A 20728-nucleotide genomic window follows, 5' to 3' on the forward strand; every position below is an offset into this window, starting at 1 on the left:
ATGCCGGACCCCGGTGGGACCGCACCGGCCCGGCCCCGTGGCCGCAGCCCGGGCCACTCGCAAGGGTCAGGGGGCCGCTTGGGGCGCCACGGGCGCCCGCTGGAACCACCGCTTGAACCGCAGCGCCGGCGATTCCACCAGGTGCCAGGAGGCATAGCCCGCCACGGCGGCCAGTGCCACCGACAGCATCAGGCTCGGAATGAACGCCAGGTCGGGCCAGAGCGCATACACCGACTGCTGCACCGGACAGCCGTACAGATAGATACCGTACGACGGGTCCCCGCCGCGCTGCAGGAAGGCCAGCGCGGGCACGTTCAGCGAGCCGATGTGGATCAGCAGCGGCGGCAGCAGGAGCAGGCCCGCGGTGTGCTCCATCTGGAATCCGAAGAACAGCACGGCGGCCACCGGCGCCAGCATGAGCAGCATCCGGCCGGAGCGGGCATGGAACGCATCGCGGAAGACAGCGATGAGCGCGCCATACGTGAAATAGGCGGGGTATTCGAACCAGTGCTGCATCTCGCCGCCCAGGTCGGCATTGCGGGCGGTGAGAAAGAACGCGATGTAGGCCACAGCGGCGAGGCCGGCGAGCCAGCGGTGCCGGAACACGCCCAGCAACCCCGCACCTGCCAGCACCAGGTAGCACAGGCTTTCTATCGGGATGGTCCACAAGGGCCCGTTCATCAGGTGCTTGATGGGGTTGTTTTCGAACACGCCCGGCAGGTAGGGGTAGTCCCTGATCAGCAGCAGGTTGCGAAAGTAACCCAGCGTATCGGGGTGGGCCAGAAAGTCCGCGGCCGGCATCGAGTTGAAGAAGATCCCGAACAGAAAGACGTTGGTGAGCACGGCGAACAGCACCCCGGGCCAGATGCGCAGGAACCGCTTGGACAGGAACGCCAGCGCCTTGGGTTGGCGCAGCCAGCTCAGGGTGACGAGGTAGCCGCTGATCGTGAAGAACGTCATCACCGCCACGCCACCCACCATGTTGGAATGCAGCCAGGTGGGCGACGCGGTGTGCGTGATGTGGAAGTGGTGGCTGAAGATCACCGCGCTCGCCGCGCAGATGCGCATCAGGTCGAACAGGTTGCCCCGGTGCTGTGTGGACATTGTCTCTGGGTTCTTCTGGCCATTTGCGGGCGTATCGCTGGTTGTCTTGTTGTCATGGGCGGCACCTCGAATCCATGCCGGTCTCGGTTCTGCAGCGTGCCACGGTCGGCGCGCTGGCATGGCGCGAAGCGCGATGTCCTTATAATCGCCGCTTTCCGAGGAGCGTTGCAGCGTCTTTACCCCCGGTGCCCGGTGTGTGGCAGGGACGCGAGGCTCGGATCATCATTTTGCAACGACGCTCGCCCACGCTTCTTGTGCGGTGAGTGAGCCATTCCCCTCCGATGCGTGGTTTTTACCTTCTTTACCGGAGAAAACCATGAGCGCAGTTCTCAAGCCCCAGGCCGACCAGGCCATCGCCGACCTTTCCCTTGCCGCCTGGGGCCGCAAGGAAATCCGCATCGCCGAGACGGAAATGCCCGGCCTGATGGCCATCCGCGACGAGTTCGCCGCCAGCCAGCCGCTCCGGGGCGCGCGCATCACCGGTTCGCTGCACATGACGATCCAGACCGCCGTGCTGATCGAAACGTTGAAGGCCCTGGGCGCCGACGTGCGCTGGGCGTCGTGCAACATCTTCTCCACGCAGGACCATGCCGCTGCCGCCATCGCGGCCACGGGCACGCCGGTCTTCGCCATCAAGGGCGAGTCGCTGGAAGACTACTGGGACTACACCCACCGCATCTTCGACTTTGCGCCTAAGGGCAGTGCGGGCGAAGGCCCCAACATGATCCTGGACGATGGCGGCGATGCCACGCTGCTGATGCACCTGGGCCAGCGCGCCGAGAAGGATGCCTCCCTGGTCGCCGGCAACGGTGCCAGCGAGGAAGAGCGCATCCTGTTCGCCGCCATCCGCAAGAAACTGTCGGAAGACGCGACCTGGTACACCCGCAAGTCGGCCGAGATCATCGGCGTGACGGAAGAAACCACCACCGGCGTGCACCGCCTGAACGAGATGTCCGCCAAAGGCACGCTGCTGTTCCGCGCGATCAACGTGAACGACTCGGTCACCAAGTCCAAGTTCGACAACCTGTACGGCTGCCGCGAATCGCTGGTGGACGGCATCAAGCGCGCCACCGATGTCATGATCGCCGGCAAGGTCGCCGTGGTGGCCGGCTACGGCGACGTGGGCAAGGGCTCCGCCCAGGCACTGCGCGCGCTGTCGGCCCAGGTGTGGGTCACCGAGATCGACCCCATCAACGCCCTGCAGGCCGCCATGGAAGGCTACCGCGTGGTGACGATGGACTACGCCGCCGACAAGGCCGACATCTTCGTGACGACGACCGGCAACAAGGACATCATCACCCACGACACCATGGTGAAGATGAAGGACCAGGCCATCGTCTGCAACATCGGCCACTTCGACAACGAGATCGACGTCGCGTCGATCGAGAAGTACGAATGGGAAGAGATCAAGCCCCAGGTGGACCACATCACCTTCCCGGACGGCAAGAAGATCATCCTGCTGGCCAAGGGCCGTCTGGTGAACCTGGGCTGCGGCACGGGCCACCCGAGCTTCGTGATGTCGTCGTCGTTCGCCAACCAGACCATCGCGCAGATCGAGCTCTTCACCAAGCCCGATGCCTACGAGGCCGGCAAGGTCTACGTGCTGCCCAAGCTGCTGGATGAGAAGGTCGCGCGCCTGCACCTGAAGAAGGTCGGCGCCATGCTGACCGAACTGACGGACTCGCAGGCCGCCTACATCGGCGTGAGCAAGAGCGGCCCCTACAAGCCCGACACCTACCGTTACTGATCGGGCGGGGCTTCGCCGCCCCGGGGCGGCGGCCGGCGACTCCGGCCGGTTCGCCCTGTCTTGCTATAAAAATAATAGCTTCTAGCGCTAGATGAATATGCGCTGGAGGCCTTTTTGACTCTGAAAAGGACGGGCGCATGCGCGCAGACGTGTATCTGGTGGACAAGGGCCACGCCGCGACCCGGTCGCAGGCGCAGCGCCTGATCGCGGCCGGCGTGCAATGGCGGCTGGCACCCAGCCTGCCCTGGCACAAGGTGGCCAAGAACGGTGACGAGATTCCGGACATCGCCGAAGTGCAACTGCTCGACCAGTCCGAGGCGCGCTACCTCTCGCGCGGCGGCCTCAAGCTGGAAGGCGCGCTCGTGTCCGCGGGCCTGGACGTGGCGGGCTGGCGCTGCCTGGACGTGGGCCAGAGTACCGGGGGCTTCACCGACTGCCTGCTGCAGCGCGGCGCGGCCCAGGTGATCGGTGTGGACGTGGGCCACAGCCAACTGCACGACCGCCTGCGCCAGGATCCGCGCGTGGTGGCCGTGGAAGGCGTCAACGCCCGGTCCCTGACGGCCGCATCGCTGCAAGACGCCTGCGAGGACGCCCTGTCCGAGCAGGTCGAGCAAGACGCCGACGACAACGAGACCCAGCCCGAAGCGCCCTACAGCTGGATGCGCAACGGTGGCCTGATCGACGACGAATATGACGACAGCGACGACGCCAAGGAACACGACGTCGAAGCCTTCAAGGCCGAGCGGTCGGCCCGGGCGCGGGCCCGCGCGGAGGGCGCCCTGCCCACCGTGCGCCGGCGCCGGGCGGGGCTGGAACAGGTGGACATCACCCCGGTGTTCGACCTGGTGACGGGCGATGTGTCGTTCATCTCGCTCACGCTCATCCTGCCGGCGGTGGCGCCGCTGCTCAAGGCCGGCGGCGACCTGCTCATGCTGGTCAAGCCGCAGTTCGAACTGCAGCCCGGCCAGGTGGGCAAGGGCGGCATCGTGCGCGATGTGGCGCTCTACGCCGTGGTCGAGCAGCGCATCCGCGACTGCTGCGCGGAACTGGGCCTGACCGTGACCGCCTGGATGGACAGTTCCATCGATGGCGGCGACGGCAACCGTGAATTCTTCGTCCATGCAAGGAGGGCGGCATGAGTGCCTCCAATCCACCCTTACCCGTCAGTTTCGAATTTTTCCCCCCCAAGACGCCCGAAGGGGCCGAAAAGCTGCGTGCCGTGCGGCAGGCGCTGTATGCCCGGCGGCCCGAGTTCTGTTCCGTCACCTACGGTGCGGGCGGCTCGACGCAGGAGGGCACCTTCACCACCGTGCGCGAGATTCTGGCGGAGGGCGTGAGCGCGGCCTCGCACTTCTCGTGCATCGGCGCCACGCGCGAGACGGTGCGCAGCCAACTGGCCACGCTCAAGGCCATGGGCGTGAAGCGCCTGGTGGCCCTGCGAGGCGACCTGCCGAGTGGCTACGGCGCGGGCGGCGAGTTCCACTACGCCAGCGATCTGGTGGCCTTCATCCGCGCGGAGACGGGCGACGACTTCCACGTGGAAGTGGCTGCCTACCCGGAAGTGCACCCCCAGGCCCGTTCGCCCGAAGCCGATCTGCAGGCCTTCGCGCTCAAGGTGCGAGCCGGCGCGCACTCGGCCATCACGCAGTACTTCTTCAATGCCGACGCCTACTTCCGCTTCGTGGACGACACGCGGCGGCTGGGGCTGGATGTGCCTGTGGTGCCGGGCATCATGCCCATCCTGGGCTCCACGCAGCTCATGCGTTTCTCCGACGCCTGCGGCGCCGAAATCCCACGGTGGATCCGCATGCGGCTGCAGGGTTTTGGCGACGACACGGCCAGCATCAAGGCCTTCGGCCTGGACGTGGTCACCGGCTTGTGCGAGCAACTGCGCGACCGTGGCGTGCCGGGCCTGCACTTCTACACGATGAACCAGAGCGCCACCACGCTGGAGATCTGCCGCCGGCTGGGTCTCTAGACGCCGGCGATCACTCCGGTAATATCGCCCCTTCGTTTTTCGTGCCCATCCATGACGTCCGCCTTCGCTCCCCTGTTGGTCGCCACCCTGTGCTGCGTGGCTTCTGCCCCGTCGTGGGCCCAGACGCGGTACGTCTGCCGGGATGCCGCGGGCAACAGCTTCACGATGTCGCGCCCCTGTCCTTCGGGCACGACGACGTCGGTGGCGGCCGCAGGGCCTGTCGCACCGCCTCCGGCGTGGCGCTATGAGCCTCCCGTGCGTTCCGTGCCTGAAGGGCCGGCTTACCAGCGCTACATGAGCGCCCGTTGCCGCTCCCTGAGCGACACGCTGCGCGGAGGCTCCTCCGGCATCCAGCCCGACGCCTATGCCGGCATGCGCCGGGAGTACCAGCGCGATTGCCGCGACGAGGAATCTGACGCTTCCTCCCGCTATTACAGGGAGCAGAGCGAGGCGCGCAAGCAGCGGCAGGAGCAGGAGCAACAACTGCGCGTGGCGGCCCAGACCTCCCGCGAAGAGGCCACGCGCCACGCCGAGCAATGCCGGGAGTCGCGCCGCATCCTCACCGCCAAGCGGGCCCGCACGGACCTGACCGAAGGCGAAAGAAAGGACCTGAAGCGTTTTGAAGACGCCTACGAAACGCGCTGCCAGCGCTGAACTGCCCCACCGCCTCGGTGCGCTGTTGTCGGGCGCGCTGCTGTCGTGCGCCCTGGTGGCCTGCGCGGTCAAGGCGCCCGCGCCCGGCGACGACACCGTCGCGGCGCCGCAAAAGCCATTGGTTCCCCTGCCTGCGCCAGCCCAGCCGCCCCGCGCCGCGGCCCCTGTGAAGCCCCCGCCGGCCATGGCGGGCGATGCGCCCTCCAACCCGCCGGACGCGGACGCCTCCTCCGAGAGCGATACCGCCGATGCGTTCGTGCAGGAAGGCTTGGCCTCCTGGTACGGGGCGCGTTTCCACCGCCGCCGCACCGCCAGCGGAGAGCGCTTCGACATGAACGAATTCACCGCCGCCCACCGCACCTTGCCCTTCGGCACGCGCGTGTGCGTGCGCAGCCTGGTGACCGGCCGCGCCGTGCAGGTGCGCATCAACGACCGCGGGCCCCACTCGCCCGGCCGCATCATCGACGTGAGCCGCGCCGCCGCCGGGGCGCTGGGGTTGCTGGGGCTGGGCACCAAGCCGGTCGTGGTGTCGCAGGCGCCGGAGGATGCCGCGGCGCAGTGCCCCGATGCCTCGGCTTCCGGCCTGTCGCAGGCCGGCCCGTTGCCAGCCGCTGGCGAATAGGCGGGCGGACTCAGCCGCCCGACTCGAGCGTGTGCGAGGCGTGGTGGTCCTGCGCCAGCAGTTCGGCCATCTGCGGCAGTGCGGGCTTGAGCGCCGCTTTCAGCGTGAACGGCGGATTGATCAGGAACATGCCGCTGGCCGGCAGCCCCGGGCGGCGGGCCTGTCCGTCTGCGGCCCCCGTCACCTTGCTCGATTTCACGGTGAGCGTGGCATGCAGCCACGACTTGCCGGCCTTGGTGGCCAGCGTCTTGAGCCGCCGTGGCAGGTCATGGGCTTCGGGCCGGGGAATGATCGGGTACCAGACGGCATAGGTGCCCGTTGCAAAGCGCTTGAGCGAGTCTGCGGCCATGTCCAGGACGCGCCCGTAGTCGCTCTTGATTTCATAGCTGGGGTCGCACAGCACAAGCGCGCGGCGGGCCGGTGGGGGCAGGAATTTCTTGATGCCTTCGAAGCCGTCTTCATGCAGCACCGCCACCTGGCGGCCGGCCTCCAGCTGGGCCACATTGCCGGCCAGCGCGCGCAGGTCGGTCGGGTGCAGTTCGAACACCTTGAGCTTGTCGCGGTCGCGCAACAGGCGCTGCGTGATGAAGGGCGAGCCGGGATAGACCCGCGTCACGTTGCCTTGGTTGAAGGCGCCGACCATGTCGACGTAGGCCTGCAGCGCGGGCGCCAGGGGCTCTTTGAGCACAGTGGGCGGCACCAGGCGCAGGATGCCGTCCCCCGCCTCTCCGCTCGTGGCGGCATAGTCGCCGTCCAGCCGGAACAGGCCGGCGCCGGCATGGGTGTCCAGCACGGTGAGCGCTGCGTCTTTCTGCGTAAGGTGTTGCAAAGTGGCAATCAGCACCGTGTGCTTGAGCACATCGGCGTGGTTGCCCGCATGGAAGGCGTGGCGGTAACTGAACATGATGGGCCAATGGTAACCACGCACCGCCCGGTTGCCGCGTGATCGTGCCCGTCGTCGGGGCGCAGTGGGGGCCGGGGCGCTGCCGGTGCGACGGCTTGGGGGTCGTCGCCGGGCGCCTTGTTGCCGCCAGGGGGCGGGCTTGCTGCATGATGGCGGCTTCGGCCAATGTGTTGCAATCCATCCACTTGTCCGTTGCCGGGTGCGCCGTTGCTGGTGCACCATTGCCGCCCGAAAGCCCAGCCGTCACCATGTCCGCCATCACCAGCACCGAACCCCCGACCGACGTCCACCACGTCGACGCCCTGCCGGCCGGGACGCGCCTGGGGGAGTTCGAGGTGCTTTCGCTGCTGGGGGTGGGCGGGTTCGGCATGGTCTACAAGGCGTTTGACCATTCGCTCCTGCGCTTCGTGGCCATCAAGGAATACATGCCTTCGGCGCTGGCGGCGCGGGCGCAGGGGCAGTCGCTGTGGGTGCGGTCTTCCACCCAGGAGCAATCCTTCCAGGCGGGGCTGGCCTCGTTCGTGAGCGAGGCCAGGCTGCTTGCCCAGTTCGACCATCCCTCGCTGGTCAAGGTCTTCCGCTTCTGGGAAGCCAATCACACCGCCTACATGGTCATGCCGCTCTACACGGGCATGACGCTCAAGCAGGCCCGCGCGCACATGCGCACGCCGCCGCCCGAGGCTTGGCTGCGCAAGATGCTGTGGTCGGTGCTGAGCGCGCTGCGCGTGCTGCACGACGGCCAGACGCTGCACCGCGACATTTCGCCCGACAACATCTTCCTGCAGGACAGCGGCCCTCCCGTGCTGCTGGACCTGGGGGCTGCACGCCATGCGATCAGCGACCACGGGCACCAGCACACGGCGGTCCTGAAGGTCAATTACGCGCCCATCGAGCAGTACAACGACGGCGAGAGCGATCTACGCCAGGGTCCGTGGAGTGATCTCTACGCCCTCGGCGCCGTGGTGCATGGCAGCCTGTGCAACGACACGCCGCTGCCGGCCACGCTGCGGTCGATCCGCGACCGAATGGTGCCGTTCTCACGGGTGGCCAAGACCGTGCGGCGCCAGTTCGGCGTCGAATATTCCCCGCCCTTCGTGGCCGCGATTTCACAGGCATTGGCCCTGCGGCCGGACGAGCGCCCCCAGAGCATCGACGAATTCCTGCGCACCATGGACATGGTCGCTCCGCCGGAGGGCATCGATCAATTCGATTTCCGCGCCGAACTGGGCGATATCTGGGTGGAGCCGGCCGACCGGCATGGCACGGGCGTGGCGGTGCCCATGATCGACATCACCTCGGTCCCTTTGCCGGCGGTGGGCGCAACCTTGCCTGCGCCTCTGGCCGCTGCGGTGGAGGCGCCGACGGTGGACACGGGTGCGCAATTGCACGTCGATCGGCAGGAGGCGGGCGACACCGTGGTGTCCGATGGGCATGACACGGTTTTCATGGATGGAGGACAAGAGGTGGCAGATACCGTGACAGGTGGCGAAACGGTTTTCGAGGAGCGCCGTCCTCAGCATCCGGAAAGGCTGGGGCGTCCGAAGACCCGCCGCAGCCAGGCTGCGGGCGAGGAATCGCCGGCATCGGGCGCCGCTGGCGTGCGCCGCCGTCCCTTGCTTTGGGCGGGCGCCGGCGTGGTGGCCGTGGCTGTGATCGCTGCCGGACTGTGGTGGAACGCCTCGCGCGACACGCGCCATCCCACCAAGTACACCCCGGAAGACCAGATCATCACGGAACTGGCCGAGCCGCCAGCGCCGGTGGCCTCTGCGCCTGCCGAAGTAATCCCCGTGGTCGATGAAGCGGCCGCCTTACCGGCGCTGCCAGCCGCATCCGCTGCATCGGTGGCCGTAGCGCCTGCATTCGTCGTTGCATCGGCACCACGGCCCAAACCCGCGCCCCGCAAGGTGGTCGAGCCCACGCCTGCGGTCGTGGCCGCGGAAGCGCTTGCATCGCCCGAACCTGCACCGGCTCCGGCGGCCACGCCCAAGCCGGCGGCCGCACGCGTGGCGGGGCCGGACGAAGCGTGCGCCAACGCCGGATTCATCGCCCGACCGATGTGCATCCACCAGCAATGCCAGAACGCGGCGGTGGCCAACCACCCGCTGTGCGTCGAGAACCGCCGCCGGCTGGAAGCCGAAGAACGCCGCCGCACGATGCTGTCCCAATAGCCCTGCCTTGGCATTTTCCCGCCGCTTCGTATAATGGCGGGCTTCGCAGCGCTTTTTTGGTCCCGCGGCGGAGCATTTACACCACCTAAGAGGCTTCCTTCAGAGATGCACCGACCGTGGAAAAGGACCGACAAACCCCCCGTTCTTTGAAAAGAGAAACTCATGTCTACTTTCAGCGCAAAGCCCGCTGAGGTCGTGCACGAGTGGTTTGTGATTGACGCGACCGACAAGGTCCTCGGACGAGTAGCCAGCGAAGTTGCTCTCCGTTTGCGCGGCAAACACAAGGCCATTTACACGCCTCACGTCGATACCGGTGACTTCATCGTCATCATCAACGCCGCTCAGCTCAAGGTCACCGGCACCAAGTCCCTGGACAAGGTGTACTACCGGCATTCGGGCTATCCCGGCGGTATCACGGCCACGAACTTCCGCGACATGCAAGCCAAGCACCCCGGCCGCGCGCTGGAAAAGGCTGTCAAAGGCATGCTGCCCAAGGGTCCCCTGGGCTACGCGATGATCAAGAAACTCAAGGTGTATGGCGGTGCTGAGCATCCCCACACCGCCCAGCAGCCCAAGGCGCTGGAAATCTAAGGAGCCTTGAGATGATTGGTGAATGGAACAATGGCACCGGCCGTCGCAAGTCCAGCGTCGCCCGCGTGTTTCTCAAGAAGGGTTCCGGCAAGATCACTGTGAATGGCAAAGACATTCAGCAGTATTTCGGCCGCGAAACCTCGATCATGATCGCCAAGCAGCCGCTCGCGCTGACCAACCATGTCGAAACCTTCGACATCCAGGTCAACGTGCACGGCGGCGGTGAATCCGGCCAAGCCGGTGCCACCCGCCACGGCATCACCCGCGCCCTGATCGACTACGACGCAACGCTGAAGCCCGCACTGAGCCAAGCCGGCTTCGTGACCCGCGATGCACGTGAAGTCGAACGTAAGAAGGTCGGTCTGCGTTCTGCACGCCGCGCCAAGCAGTTCTCCAAGCGTTAAGCTTCGCCACTGCAAAAGACTGCCATGCCGTGCTGCGCCTTTACAAAGGCTGCGAGAGGGGCATGTCAGTCGGCCGAAGGCACTCTCGGGTGCTTTCCGGCTTCAAAAAACCGCCTGTCCGGCGGTTTTTTCATTTCTGCTCCTCCATTTGTTGGATAGGGAAACATGCGACTCAAGCTGCTACGGCGCCGTTTGACCATCAGTGCCCCGCGGGTGTCGGTCCGCAGCGCGATGCCATGGCCTGTTCGCTGGGTGCTGCTGGCCATTTTCTTCGGCCTGTGCGCCGCGCTGGCGCTCTGGGCCTTCGAGTTCGGCAAGAGCATCGCAGGCCTGGACTCCCGCTCCCGGGCCGAACTGGTGCGGTTGCGCGAAGAGGTAGCCCAGTTACGCGAGGAGCAGCGCTTGCAAAAGGACACGTCGAGCTCTACCGGCACGCTGCTGACCGCAGAGCGCACCACGATGGATCGCCTGATGGCCCAGATGCGCCAGCTGGAGGCGGACAACCGCGCCCTCCGGGACGATCTGGGCTTTTTCGAAAAACTCATTCCTGCAGGCAAGACCGAGGGCGTCAGCATCCGTGGACTGCAGGCCGACGTAATCGGCGGCAATCAGTTGCGCTGGCAGGTGCTGGTGATCCAGCCGGTGCGCAATGCGCCGGAGTTCCGTGGGCGGCTGGAGTTGCTGCTGGCAGGCACGCGCGATGGACGCCCCTGGACACAGGCGATGCCTGCGGATGGGCAGCCCCTTCAGTTCCAGCAGTACCGCCGGGTGGAAGGGTTGTGGCCGTTGCCCGGCAATGCCGTGGTAAAAACCGTGACCGCGCGGGTCTTGGAGGGCAGTGCGGTGCGTGCCACCCAGACCCTGAGCATCGAAGAATAGCGGCGGTGGCGGCGTCGGCAATGGGCCATTCCCTCCCGCGCCAACCGAATGGAGTGTTCCATGTTCTCTCGCAAGAAGCAGCCCCCGATCAAGAGCCTGATTGCCCATGGCACCCGCATCAACGGCGAAGTGCGGTTTTCCGAGGGCCTGCGGATCGATGGCGAGGTGGCAGGGGACGTGCGGGCCAGCGACGAGCAGCCCAGCATTCTGGTGATATCGGAGTCCGCCCGGGTCGAAGGCGCTGTGCACGCGGCCCACGTGATCGTCAACGGCACGGTGCTCGGACCGGTGCATGCCGCAGAACTGCTGGAGCTGCAGCCCAAGGCCCGAATCACCGGCAACGTGCACTACAAATCGCTTGAAATGCACCAAGGTGCCACGATATCGGGACAGATGAGTCCATCGACCGTGCTGGTCGAGGAAAAACCCACACTGAAGTTGGCGTCAAACGCCAGCTGACCCACATTCGAGGGGCATTGCAGTACCATCGACGGCAAACCCTCCCGAAGGAGCACTCCATGAGCGCCGTAGCCGAAAACATCCAGACCGAAATGCCCGCCCCGATCCTGTTCACCGACAGCGCGGCGGCCAAGGTGGCTGACCTGATTGCCGAAGAAGGCAACCCCGACCTGAAATTGCGTGTGTTCGTCCAGGGCGGCGGATGCTCGGGCTTCCAGTACGGCTTCACGTTCGATGAAATCACGAACGAAGACGACACCACCATGACCAAGAACGGCGTCTCGCTGCTCATCGATGCCATGAGCTACCAGTACCTGGTCGGTGCCGAAATCGACTACAAGGAAGACCTGCAGGGCGCCCAGTTCGTCATCAAGAACCCGAACGCGACCACCACTTGTGGCTGCGGATCGAGTTTCTCCGCCTGATGGCGCGATTTTTCGCCTGACTCAAAAGCCGCCTCCGGGCGGCTTTTTGCTGGGCATGTGCGGCGGAACACCTTACCGCCGTTGATCGGAACGGCATGCAACAAGAGCGCTCCCTTCAAATCCTGCTGTGGCTGGTGGCCGTCGGGTTCTTCATGCAGACGCTGGACGCCACCATCGTCAACACGGCCCTGCCCACCATGGCGCACAGCCTGGGGGAAAGTCCGCTGCGCATGCAATCGGTCGTGGTGGCGTATTCGCTGTCCATGGCGTTGCTGATCCCGGCATCGGGCTGGGTGGCCGACCGCTTCGGCGCACGGCGGGTGTATCTGAGCGCCATCGTGCTGTTCGTCGTGGGATCGGTGCTTTGCGCCGTGTCCAGCCAGTTGGACCAACTGGTGGCGGCGCGGGTGGTGCAGGGCCTGGGCGGAGCGCTGTTGCTGCCGGTGGGGCGGCTGGTGGTGCTGCGCACCTTTCCGCGTGAGAAGTTTCTGCAGGCCATGAGCTTCGTGGCGATCCCGGGCCTCATCGGGCCGCTGATCGGCCCCACGCTGGGTGGCTGGCTGGTGGAGGTGGCATCGTGGCACTGGATCTTCCTGATCAACGTGCCGGTCGGTCTGATCGGGTGCCTGGCGACGCTGCGGTACATGCCGGCCGTGCCGGGCGCCCCGGTGGCCCGCTTCGACCTGGCGGGCTATCTCATGCTGGCCTTCGGCATGGCGGCGCTGTCTCTGGCGCTCGATGGACTGTCGAGCCTGGGGCTGCGGCAGGCGAGTGTGCTCGTGCTGCTAATTTTCGGGCTGGCGAGCCTGGTGGCGTACTGGCTGCATGCGGCACGCAAGCCGAACCCGCTGTTCTCGCCCCGGCTGTTCTCGGTGGCCACGCTGCGCATCGGGCTGCTGGGCAACCTGTTTTCGCGCCTGGGCAGCTCGTGCATGCCCTTCCTCATCCCCCTGATGCTGCAGGTGACGATGGGCTACACCCCCCTGCATGCCGGACTGATGATGCTGCCGGTCGCATTGGCCGGCATGTCGATGAAGCGTTTCACGACGCCATTGATCACGCGGTTCGGCTATCGCCGCGTGCTGGTGGGCAACACGTTGATGGTGGGGATCACGATGGCGAGTTTTGCCCTCTCGACCCCCTCGCAGCCGCTGTGGTGGCACATCGTGCAACTGGCGATCTTCGGCGCGGTGAATTCGCTGCAGTTCACGGCGATGAACACGGTCACGCTCAAGGACTTGAACCAGGGCATGGCCAGCAGCGGCAACAGCCTGCTGTCGATGGTGCAGATGGTGGCCATGGGCATGGGGGTGGCCGCCGCGGGCGGGGTGCTCTCGGCATTCACAGGCCACTTCGGGAGCGGAGGCGCGCAGCAGACGCTGTGGGCCTTCCAGGGCACGTTCGCCTGCATGGGGCTGGTGACCATCGCCTCGGCAGGCATCTTCTGGCAGTTGTCTCCACGCGATTCCGAAAGCGGCGCGGCTGCGGACGATGTGCCCGACTTGCCGGAGCACGTCTGAGCCATCAGGCGGGGTAGATCGCGCCCAGGATGCGCGGCCCCGCCGCGCCGGTGACGCTGGGCAGATTGCCGCTGCGCCGCTCCACGGCTCGGTGGGCCAGCCAAGCGAAGGCGGCGGCTTCCACTTGCAGGGCCGGCATGCCGTGCTCGTCGGAAGCCGATACGGCGACTCTGGGCAGAAGTGCCTGCAATCGGCGCATGAGGTGGCCGTTGAGGGCGCCACCGCCGCACACGATCAACGGGCTGTCGCCGCCGCCGAAACGGCGCACGCCATCGGCGCAGACGCTGGCCGTGAATTCGGTCAGCGTGGCCTGGACATCGGCCGGGGCGGCCGATGCGAACGCCGGCAGGTGCCCTTCCAGCCAGGTGGGGTTGAAAAGGTCACGCCCTGTGCTTTTGGGCGGTGGGTGCGACAGATACGGCTCGGACCGTAGCGCGCCGAGCAGCGCGGGCAGGACCTGCCCGCTGGCGGCCCAGGCACCGTCGCGGTCGAACGGTTGGCCCGTGTGCTGCTGGCACCAGTGGTCCATCAGTGCGTTGCCGGGCCCGCAATCGAATCCCAGCACCGCACCCTGCGCACCCAGCACGCTGAGGTTGGAGATGCCACCGATGTTCAGTACGCAGACGGTCCGGCCGGACTGGCCGAACACCCCCTGGTGAAACGCCGGTACCAGCGGTGCACCCTGGCCGCCCGCCGCCACGTCGCGGCTGCGGAAGTCGGCCACCACGTCGATGCCCGTCGATTCGGCCAGCAAGGCCGCGTTGCCCAGTTGCAGCGTGTATCCGGTGCCGTCAAAAGTCTGGGGGCGATGGCGCACCGTCTGCCCGTGGGCGCCGATGGCGCGAACGGCGGAGGGTGACAGGCCGGCCTGGCTCAAAAGCGTGTGCACCACGCCGGCATAGGCGCGCGCCAATGCGTTTCCGGCCAGCGCGGCGCGGTGCAGTTCGTCGGCACCGGGTGTGTTGAGTGCAAGCAGCTCTGCTCTTAAATCAGGAGCAAAGGGTGCGCATGCATATTGCGCGACCTTGCATTTTTGTTCGGAGAAATTTGCCAGCACCCCGTCGACTCCGTCGAGCGAGGTGCCCGACATGAGACCGATGTACAGCGCTGGCATGGGGCCGGAACGCGCAGCGCGTTTACTGGGCGCTGGCTTGCTGCACCTGGGCGGCGGCCGACAACTGGATGCGCATGTTCGATGCCAGGCGGTTGAAGGCGGCGCGCGAGGCGCTGGACACCGGCGTGGCGGCTTCGCTTTGCTGCGCGATCACCATGGGGTCCTGGTGCTGGCCGTCCACGCGGAACTCGAAGTGCAGGTGGGGGCCGGTGGCCCAGCCCGTCGCGCCGACGGCGCCGATGGTCTGTCCCTGCTCCACGCTCTGGCCCTTGCGCACGTCGATGCGGCTCAGGTGGGCATACACGGTGACATGCTGGTTGCGGTGCTTGACGTAGATGACGTTGCCATAGCCGTTCTGCACCCCGGCGAAATCGACCGTGCCGTCGCCCACGGTGCGCACGGCCGTGCCGGTGGGCGCTGCGAAGTCGGTGCCCAGGTGGGCGCGCCACTTCTGCAGGATGGGATGAAAGCGCATCTTGAAGCCGCTCGAGATGCGCGAGAACTCCACCGGCGAGGTGAGGTAGGCGCGGCGCATGCTCTCGCCGTCCAGCGTGTAGTACGCGCCCTTGGCGGCGGGCGTGTCCTGGAACCAGACGGCGTCGTGCGTCTTGCCGTTGTTGTGGAATTCCGCGCTCAGCACGCGGCCGCTGCGCAGCGGCTCGCCATCGGCTTCGAGCGTTTCGTAGACCACCGAGAACCGGTCGTCCTTGCGCAGGGCGCGGTGGAAATCGATGTTGCTGGCGAACACCTCGGCGATCTGTGTCGCCACGGCATCGGGAATGTTGGAAGCGTCGGTCGCGGCGAACAGCGAGCTGCGGATGATGCCGCCAGCCAGCCGCGTGCCCACGGTGAGCGGCGCCGTCTCGACGCGCGAGGTGAATTCGTTGCCCTTGCGTTGCACGACCAGCCGGCGGAAATTGCCGCTGTCGTCCTGGACCCAGCGCGCCGTGAGGCTGATGAGGCGGTGGTCATCCGTGGTTTCTGCCGATACGGACCGGCCCGAGCGGCCCAGCAGGGTCTGGCGCACCTGGCCGTCGCTGCGCAGGAAGGCCGCGGCCGCGGGGTCCGCCACACCCAGGCGCTGCAGGATGGCTTCGGCGGTGTCGCTGCTGCGGGTCTGGTCAGAGCGGTAGAGGGAATAGTTCGGAATGTCCACCAGCGCTGGCAGGGACTGGTCGCTGGCCAGCGAATCCACCGCGTATTCGACCGTGCTGCGGGGCAGGTCGGCGGGGTCCGGCGCGAAGGAGGCGACGGCGAAAGCGCCGCCGCCGCCCGTCAGCAACAGCGTTGCGATGGCGGCGGTGATGCGCTTGGGATGGGTCTGGGCGATGCGCGATAGCCGGTCCAGCAGTGCGAGGCTGGCGGATGTCAAGCCATTGTTCAAAGTGTCTTACCCCAGGGTGAGGTGCGTTCGGGCCGGGTGGGGGCGGAACGCACGAGCTTAGGTCAGGCTGCAGCCATTCGGTGCAAGGGTCCGAACCGGCAGGACCACTAGAATCCGCCACTGCAAATGTGGGCCGGAGTATAACGACGAGCGCCCCGGAAACCCCCAAAAAAACCCTTATGAATCAATCTGCTGTTACAACATTCCCAATCACCGATGGTGTAGGACGGGCGCTTGAGGTATCGCTCCGGGGCGCTGACGAATTGCTGCCCCGCGACGAATGGACGAAGAAGCTGGCACGCTCCGAGGCGACCGGCGTGCCGCTGCGCATCAAATTGGGGCTGGACCCGACGGCGCCGGACATCCACATCGGCCACACCGTGGTGCTCAACAAGATGCGCCAGTTGCAGGACCTGGGGCACCAGGTGATCTTCCTGATCGGCGACTTCACCAGCCTGATCGGCGACCCCTCCGGCCGCAACAGCACCCGGCCGCCCCTCACCCCCGAGCAGATCAAGGCCAATGCCGAGACCTACTACCGCCAGGCCAGCATGGTGCTGGACCCGGCCAAAACGGAGATCCGCTACAACAGCGAATGGAGCGAGCCGCTGGGCGCGACCGGCATGATCCAGCTCGCCGCCAAGTACACGGTTGCACGCATGATGGAGCGCGACGATTTCCACAAGCGCTTTTCGACCGGGCAGTCGATCAGCGTGCACGAATTCCTCTACCCGCTCATGCAGGGCTACGACTCGGTGGCGTTGAAGAGCGACCTGGAACTGGGTGGCACCGACCAGAAGTTCAACCTGCTCATGGGTCGCCATCTCCAGCAGGAGTACGGCCAGGAGCCGCAGTGCGTGCTCACCATGCCGCTGCTGGTTGGTCTGGATGGCGTCGACAAGATGTCGAAATCCAAGAACAACTACATCGGCATTGCGGAAGACGCCAACACCATGTTCGCCAAGGTGCTGTCCATCTCCGACACGCTGATGTGGGACTGGTACACGCTGCTGTCGTTCAAGTCCCTCGCCGAGATCGCCGCGCTCAAGGCCGAGGTGGAGGCGGGCCGCAACCCCAAGGACGCCAAGGTGATGCTCGCCAAGGAGATCACCGCGCGCTTTCACAGCGCGGCGGCCGCCGATGCGGCCGAGGTGGACTTCATCAACCGCAGCAAGGGCGGGGTGCCCGACGAGATTCCCGAGGTGGCCCTGGCCGGGGCGCCGCTGGGCATCGGCGCGGTGCTGCGCCAGGCCAATCTGGCGCCTTCCGGCAGCGAGGCCAGCCGCCTGATCGATGGCGGTGGTGTGCGTGTGGACGGTGGTGTCGTCAGCGACAAGGGGCTCAAGCTGGAAGCGGGCACTTACGTGCTCCAGGTGGGCAAGCGCAAGTTCGCGCGGGTCACGCTCAGCGCCTGAACGCGCCGGATCGCGGCATGCGCCGCACGCGCGTCAATCCAGGTTGTCGCTCAGGTCGGGGTCGGGCACGTCGCCGATGGCCTCGCGCGTGGCCTGTGCCTGCAGGGTGAGCCAGGCGCAGAACGCCCGGATTTCCGGCCGCTGCCCGCTGCGCGGCCCCACCAGCAGCCAGTACGCCAGAGGCGAATCGAGCCGGTAGCCCGGCAGCACTTCCACCAGATCGCCCGACGCCAGCGCGTCGGCGATGAGCGGCATGCGTGCCAGGGCCAGGCCCTGGCCGGTGAGCGTGGCCTGCACGATCTGATGGGCGTAGTTGAAGTACAGCCAGCGCTTGGGCTGCAGCTTTTCCTGCCCGTTGAGCTCGAACCAGCGGCGCCAGGTGAGCCATTCGAGGTGCATGGTGCGGTGCGCATCGCCCGCTTCGATGAGCGTGAAGCGCGCCACGTCTGCGGGCCCGCGGATGGGCGGATTGCTCTTGATGAGCCAGGGGCTCGCCACCACGGCCAGCTGCTCACCGAACAGGCGCTGCGAGCCGCTCATGTTGGCGCTGGGCAGGCTGTAGCGCAGGGCCAGGTCCACGTCGGCGGTTTCCAGGTCCACGGCCACGTCGCTCGCGTCGATACGGATGTCGATGTCGGGGTTTTCGCGTTGGAACTCCTCCATGCGCGGGATGAGCCACATCGAGGCGAAGCTGGCCCAGGTGGTGATCGCCACGCTCTTGCGGCCCGCGGTCTGCCGCACCAGCCGCACGCAGGCATCCAGGCGCTCGAGGGCAGGGGCGACGGCCCGCTGCAGCTGCGCGCCGGCGCTGGTCAGCTCCACCGCCCGGGTGTGGCGCAAAAACAGCGGCACGCCCACTTCTTCTTCCAGCGCCTGGATCTGGCGGCTGACCGCCGACTGGGTGAGCGACAGCTCTTCCGCGGCCGCCCGGAAGTTCAGATGGCGGGCCACTGCGAGAAAGGCGCGCCAGTGGCCGACCGCCACTGGCCGGGTACGCAAGTGGGTGATGGGGGCAGGCAGATTCATGGCTGGGATTGATGAGGCTGGGGAATCAAATTATCTCCGGCTTTTCATTGGACCGGATGGGGGTGATGGGCCGAATATCCAGTCCTGTCAACACCAAGATCCATGCAAGGAGCGCTCCATGTCAAACCCTTCCGTTCTGGAATCGCAACAATCCCGGGTGGGCGCTGCGTCGGCCCGGACCATGGCAGGCTGCTGGATTTTGCCCCCGCGCCGCGCCTTGGGTTTGTACCCCACCCAGCGGGCGCGGCTGCGCATCGAGCGCGGCGGCGTCTGGCTCACGGTGGCGGGCCGCAAGGGCGCGTTGTCCAGCGACTGTTTCCTGGGCGAAGGCGATGAGCAGGTGCTCGAGCCCGGGGTCCATGCCGTCATCGAGCCGTGGCAGGGCGGTCGGGCTGCGCTTTCGGGTGGCGCGCTGGCCGAAGGCGTGCAATTTCGCTGGGATCCGGTCGCCCTGCCAGCGCCCGCAGTGCACTCCGAGGCCTGGTCGCGGGGCGTCGTGGCGCCTTGGGCGGACTTGGTGGGGGCTTTGCGCGGGGCGGCGTGGGCTGGGGCCCGGCTGGTGAAAGGGCTGCTGCAGTGGGCGGGAGCAGGCCGTTGGGCGCCGACGACTGCACCTCGGACCTGCATTGATGCGCAATGCGAATAGATCAGAGAGGTCTTTTGCATTGATGTGGTTTCGGTATGAATCGCCTGGGGCGTTTTCATTGGACGATGCCACATTGCCAGACGCATGATAGGCAAATTGCTAGGGTTTTCCAGGAGAAAGAAATGACCGCTTCAAATGTTCTGAATTTTCAACAATCCGCTGTCTTGCCTCGCGGAGAGGCGAAAGACATTTGCATGCTGGCCACCGGCAATGCCCACAGCCTGCGCCCCCGTGTGCCGATGGCCCTGCGCGTGATGTCGGGCCATGCCTGGGTCACGCTGGACGACGGCCCGAACGGTGAGCGCGATGTGGCGGCCGGCGACGTGTTCCTCAACGCCGGCCAGACCCTGTGGGTGGCGGCCGGCCAGCATGCCGTCATCGAGCCCCTGGGCCGCGATGCCGTGCAGTACCGCTTCAGCGCTTCGGCGGTGGTGCGCCATGCGGACAGTGCCTTGAAGGTTCGCTCCACGCAAGGCGAGGCCTGCTGCGCTTGAAGTCCGTCTCGCTGCCGTTCCTCCAGGGAATCGCAGCGAGGCCGCAGGAAACTGACGCGGTGGCGCTGAAGGCGGGCCGGAAGCTGTCAAAGCTCCCGGCCCGTTTGACATTTCAGAGCCGGTCGGCAGGCTGATGAAATCCCTCCCGGCGGGGGAGAAAGTCAATCGGCGCTGGCGCGTCGGCGCAAGGCCTGTGGCGTGCCGTGCACAGTGTCAAAAGACATAGGGAGGAGTACCCTGGTGTGCCTAGAATCGCCGCCCACCAGTTCTCACCGATTCGCCTTTATGAGCGTGGACTTTGCTTCTGAATCCCTGGCGCACGCCATTCCGCGCCATTGCGATGCCTGCCGGTTGCGCAACACCCCTTCCGCTTTCACTCCCGTCTCGCCGCAGGAGTTGCAGTTCATCGACCAGTTCCGCTGCGGCACCGCCACCGTGGCGGCCGGGGGCACGCTGATCCGTGAGCACCAGCCCAACGGCAAGCTCTACACGCTCTACACCGGTTGGGCGTTTCGCTACAAGACGCTGTCGGATGGGCGGCGCCAGATCCTCAACTTCCTGTTGCCGGGCGACTTGGTGGGGCTGCAGCAGGAATTCGGCGACACCGCGATGCACGGTGTGGAGGCCGTCACCCCTTGCGCGCTCTGCGTGTTCCCGGCCGACGGGCTGTGGTCGCTGTTTCGCGACCATGGCCGGCTGGGCTACGACGTGACCTGGCTCGCGGCGCGCGGCGAAGGCATGGTGGACGACAACCTGCTCACCACCGGCCGGCGCAATGCCACCGAGCGCGTGGCCATGCTGCTCATGCACCTGTACCGCCGGCTCGACCGCCTGGGGCTGTCCGAGAACGGCACCGTCGAATTCCCCATCACCCAGCAGCACATCGCCGACTCGCTCGGGCTGTCGCTCGTGCACACCAACAAGACGCTGCGGCGCCTGGCGCAACTGGGTCTGCACGAGATCGCCGATGGGCGGCTGCGCATCATCAATCCACGCGCGCTGGCCCGCATCGCCGAGTATTACGACACCATCCCCCGGCCGGTACCCCTGCTCTAGGCTTTGGGTGAAATCGGCCTCAAGTGTAATAAGTACTAGGGCATGTTGCTATTAATTTTGTAGCAATCTTAAAACCCCTGGCGGACGCGGCAGGGCGCCGATAATCGGCGGATTCCCCTGGGACGCCGGTCGCCGTGC

The 20728-nt window shown here is 66.4% G+C and carries 21 protein-coding genes and 1 riboswitch; of the genes, 16 read left to right on the forward strand and 5 right to left on the reverse strand.

From position 1 onward, the window contains the following. Positions 1–66: 66 nt before the first annotated feature. Positions 67–1104, reverse strand: coding sequence for an acyltransferase family protein (locus AVKW3434_RS04975; RefSeq protein WP_284404969.1), 1038 nt, complete (start codon positions 1102–1104; stop codon positions 67–69). Positions 1105–1255: 151 nt separating this feature from the next. After that, positions 1256–1352, forward strand: a riboswitch (S-adenosyl-L-homocysteine riboswitch). Between the two features lie 68 nt (positions 1353–1420). Here AVKW3434_RS04975 and ahcY point away from each other — a divergent pair. The 5 genes from ahcY (at position 1421) to AVKW3434_RS05000 (ending at position 6105) form a co-directional block, all read left to right on the forward strand. Beyond that, on the forward strand, positions 1421–2851 hold the full coding sequence (gene ahcY, locus AVKW3434_RS04980) for an adenosylhomocysteinase (RefSeq protein ID WP_284404970.1): 1431 nt from the start codon (positions 1421–1423) through the stop codon (positions 2849–2851). 137 nt (positions 2852–2988) lie between these two features. Beyond that, positions 2989–3990 carry a TlyA family RNA methyltransferase gene (locus tag AVKW3434_RS04985; protein ID WP_284404971.1) on the forward strand — a complete coding sequence of 334 codons (1002 nt, stop codon included), beginning with the start codon at positions 2989–2991 and terminating at the stop codon, positions 3988–3990. After that, complete coding sequence (gene metF / locus AVKW3434_RS04990; RefSeq protein WP_272565118.1) at positions 3987–4829, forward strand: methylenetetrahydrofolate reductase [NAD(P)H]; 843 nt, start codon at positions 3987–3989, stop codon at positions 4827–4829. The genes AVKW3434_RS04985 and metF overlap by 4 nt, the downstream gene beginning before the upstream one ends. 51 nt (positions 4830–4880) lie before the next feature. Beyond that, positions 4881–5483: a hypothetical protein gene (locus AVKW3434_RS04995; protein ID WP_284404972.1), complete on the forward strand. Its 603-nt coding sequence runs from the start codon at positions 4881–4883 to the stop codon at positions 5481–5483. Next, positions 5449–6105: a septal ring lytic transglycosylase RlpA family protein gene (locus tag AVKW3434_RS05000; RefSeq protein WP_284404973.1), complete on the forward strand. Its 657-nt coding sequence runs from the start codon at positions 5449–5451 to the stop codon at positions 6103–6105. The genes AVKW3434_RS04995 and AVKW3434_RS05000 overlap by 35 nt, the downstream gene beginning before the upstream one ends. A 10-nt stretch (positions 6106–6115) precedes the next feature. Here the strand turns inward: AVKW3434_RS05000 and AVKW3434_RS05005 are convergent, their stop codons facing one another. Continuing rightward, the gene (locus AVKW3434_RS05005) at positions 6116–7009 is read right to left on the reverse strand and encodes a 23S rRNA (adenine(2030)-N(6))-methyltransferase RlmJ (protein ID WP_284398247.1); all 894 of its coding nucleotides are present in this window, start codon (positions 7007–7009) and stop codon (positions 6116–6118) included. A gap of 248 nt (positions 7010–7257) precedes the next feature. Between AVKW3434_RS05005 and AVKW3434_RS05010 the strand changes: the two genes are divergently transcribed. The 7 genes from AVKW3434_RS05010 to mdtD all read left to right on the forward strand — a co-directional run bounded on the left by AVKW3434_RS05010 (position 7258) and on the right by mdtD (position 13455). Beyond that, positions 7258–9177: a serine/threonine protein kinase gene (locus AVKW3434_RS05010; RefSeq protein ID WP_284404974.1), complete on the forward strand. Its 1920-nt coding sequence runs from the start codon at positions 7258–7260 to the stop codon at positions 9175–9177. Positions 9178–9339: 162 nt separating this feature from the next. Then, positions 9340–9768, forward strand: a complete 429-nt coding sequence (gene rplM / locus AVKW3434_RS05015) for a 50S ribosomal protein L13 (RefSeq protein WP_092745280.1) — start codon at positions 9340–9342, stop codon at positions 9766–9768. 11 nt (positions 9769–9779) lie between these two features. Further along, positions 9780–10172, forward strand: a complete 393-nt coding sequence (gene rpsI, locus AVKW3434_RS05020) for a 30S ribosomal protein S9 (RefSeq protein WP_092745279.1) — start codon at positions 9780–9782, stop codon at positions 10170–10172. 165 nt (positions 10173–10337) lie between these two features. Beyond that, the gene (locus tag AVKW3434_RS05025) at positions 10338–11051 is read left to right on the forward strand and encodes a DUF6776 family protein (protein ID WP_284404975.1); all 714 of its coding nucleotides are present in this window, start codon (positions 10338–10340) and stop codon (positions 11049–11051) included. 60 nt (positions 11052–11111) lie between these two features. After that, a complete protein-coding gene (locus AVKW3434_RS05030; RefSeq protein WP_272565112.1) occupies positions 11112–11510 on the forward strand; it encodes a bactofilin family protein in 399 nt (132 codons plus the stop codon). 59 nt (positions 11511–11569) lie between these two features. Then, the gene (gene erpA / locus AVKW3434_RS05035) at positions 11570–11935 is read left to right on the forward strand and encodes an iron-sulfur cluster insertion protein ErpA (RefSeq protein WP_008907234.1); all 366 of its coding nucleotides are present in this window, start codon (positions 11570–11572) and stop codon (positions 11933–11935) included. A gap of 95 nt (positions 11936–12030) precedes the next feature. After that, positions 12031–13455, forward strand: a complete 1425-nt coding sequence (gene mdtD, locus AVKW3434_RS05040) for a multidrug transporter subunit MdtD (RefSeq protein ID WP_284404976.1) — start codon at positions 12031–12033, stop codon at positions 13453–13455. Positions 13456–13459: 4 nt separating this feature from the next. Here mdtD and AVKW3434_RS05045 read toward each other — a convergent pair whose 3' ends face one another. Continuing rightward, positions 13460–14569 (reverse strand): anhydro-N-acetylmuramic acid kinase, encoded by a 1110-nt coding sequence (locus AVKW3434_RS05045; RefSeq protein ID WP_284404977.1) that lies wholly within the window; start codon positions 14567–14569, stop codon positions 13460–13462. Between the two features lie 22 nt (positions 14570–14591). Further along, entirely contained in the window at positions 14592–15953 is a 1362-nt protein-coding gene (locus AVKW3434_RS05050; RefSeq protein WP_284404978.1) for a M23 family metallopeptidase, read from the reverse strand. A gap of 179 nt (positions 15954–16132) precedes the next feature. Here AVKW3434_RS05050 and tyrS point away from each other — a divergent pair, with 179 nt between their 5' ends. After that, a complete protein-coding gene (gene tyrS, locus AVKW3434_RS05055) occupies positions 16133–17368 on the forward strand; it encodes a tyrosine--tRNA ligase (protein WP_284404979.1) in 1236 nt (411 codons plus the stop codon). 33 nt (positions 17369–17401) lie between these two features. On the opposite strand, the gene AVKW3434_RS05060 is transcribed toward tyrS, so the two are convergent. Continuing rightward, positions 17402–18394, reverse strand: a complete 993-nt coding sequence (locus AVKW3434_RS05060) for a LysR substrate-binding domain-containing protein (protein WP_284398338.1) — start codon at positions 18392–18394, stop codon at positions 17402–17404. 118 nt (positions 18395–18512) lie between these two features. Here AVKW3434_RS05060 and AVKW3434_RS05065 point away from each other — a divergent pair, with 118 nt between their 5' ends. From AVKW3434_RS05065 to AVKW3434_RS05075, 3 genes are all read left to right on the forward strand, one after another. Then, positions 18513–19040: a DUF2917 domain-containing protein gene (locus AVKW3434_RS05065; protein WP_284404980.1), complete on the forward strand. Its 528-nt coding sequence runs from the start codon at positions 18513–18515 to the stop codon at positions 19038–19040. Positions 19041–19234: 194 nt separating this feature from the next. After that, a complete protein-coding gene (locus AVKW3434_RS05070; protein WP_272565105.1) occupies positions 19235–19534 on the forward strand; it encodes a DUF2917 domain-containing protein in 300 nt (99 codons plus the stop codon). 285 nt (positions 19535–19819) lie between these two features. Further along, positions 19820–20590: a Crp/Fnr family transcriptional regulator gene (locus tag AVKW3434_RS05075; protein ID WP_284404981.1), complete on the forward strand. Its 771-nt coding sequence runs from the start codon at positions 19820–19822 to the stop codon at positions 20588–20590. The last annotated feature ends 138 nt before the right edge of the window (positions 20591–20728 follow it).

The sequence above is a fragment of the Acidovorax sp. SUPP3434 genome, from assembly GCF_030159015.1.
GTDB lineage: Bacteria > Pseudomonadota > Gammaproteobacteria > Burkholderiales > Burkholderiaceae_C > Paracidovorax.

Excerpts from the sequence above, each read along its gene's own strand:
- AVKW3434_RS04975 (WP_284404969.1), bottom strand. The coding sequence starts at position 1,104 with ATGTCCACACAGCACCGGGGCAACCTGTTCGACCTGATGCGCATCTGC.
- ahcY (WP_284404970.1), top strand. The coding sequence starts at position 1,421 with ATGAGCGCAGTTCTCAAGCCCCAGGCCGACCAGGCCATCGCCGACCTT.
- AVKW3434_RS04985 (WP_284404971.1), top strand. The coding sequence starts at position 2,989 with ATGCGCGCAGACGTGTATCTGGTGGACAAGGGCCACGCCGCGACCCGG.
- metF (WP_272565118.1), top strand. The coding sequence starts at position 3,987 with ATGAGTGCCTCCAATCCACCCTTACCCGTCAGTTTCGAATTTTTCCCC.
- AVKW3434_RS04995 (WP_284404972.1), top strand. The coding sequence starts at position 4,881 with ATGACGTCCGCCTTCGCTCCCCTGTTGGTCGCCACCCTGTGCTGCGTG.
- AVKW3434_RS05005 (WP_284398247.1), bottom strand. The coding sequence starts at position 7,009 with ATGTTCAGTTACCGCCACGCCTTCCATGCGGGCAACCACGCCGATGTG.
- AVKW3434_RS05010 (WP_284404974.1), top strand. The coding sequence starts at position 7,258 with ATGTCCGCCATCACCAGCACCGAACCCCCGACCGACGTCCACCACGTC.
- rplM (WP_092745280.1), top strand. The coding sequence starts at position 9,340 with ATGTCTACTTTCAGCGCAAAGCCCGCTGAGGTCGTGCACGAGTGGTTT.
- rpsI (WP_092745279.1), top strand. The coding sequence starts at position 9,780 with ATGATTGGTGAATGGAACAATGGCACCGGCCGTCGCAAGTCCAGCGTC.
- AVKW3434_RS05025 (WP_284404975.1), top strand. The coding sequence starts at position 10,338 with ATGCGACTCAAGCTGCTACGGCGCCGTTTGACCATCAGTGCCCCGCGG.
- AVKW3434_RS05030 (WP_272565112.1), top strand. The coding sequence starts at position 11,112 with ATGTTCTCTCGCAAGAAGCAGCCCCCGATCAAGAGCCTGATTGCCCAT.
- erpA (WP_008907234.1), top strand. The coding sequence starts at position 11,570 with ATGAGCGCCGTAGCCGAAAACATCCAGACCGAAATGCCCGCCCCGATC.
- mdtD (WP_284404976.1), top strand. The coding sequence starts at position 12,031 with ATGCAACAAGAGCGCTCCCTTCAAATCCTGCTGTGGCTGGTGGCCGTC.
- AVKW3434_RS05045 (WP_284404977.1), bottom strand. The coding sequence starts at position 14,569 with ATGCCAGCGCTGTACATCGGTCTCATGTCGGGCACCTCGCTCGACGGA.
- tyrS (WP_284404979.1), top strand. The coding sequence starts at position 16,133 with ATGAATCAATCTGCTGTTACAACATTCCCAATCACCGATGGTGTAGGA.
- AVKW3434_RS05060 (WP_284398338.1), bottom strand. The coding sequence starts at position 18,394 with ATGAATCTGCCTGCCCCCATCACCCACTTGCGTACCCGGCCAGTGGCG.
- AVKW3434_RS05065 (WP_284404980.1), top strand. The coding sequence starts at position 18,513 with ATGTCAAACCCTTCCGTTCTGGAATCGCAACAATCCCGGGTGGGCGCT.
- AVKW3434_RS05070 (WP_272565105.1), top strand. The coding sequence starts at position 19,235 with ATGCTGGCCACCGGCAATGCCCACAGCCTGCGCCCCCGTGTGCCGATG.
- AVKW3434_RS05075 (WP_284404981.1), top strand. The coding sequence starts at position 19,820 with ATGAGCGTGGACTTTGCTTCTGAATCCCTGGCGCACGCCATTCCGCGC.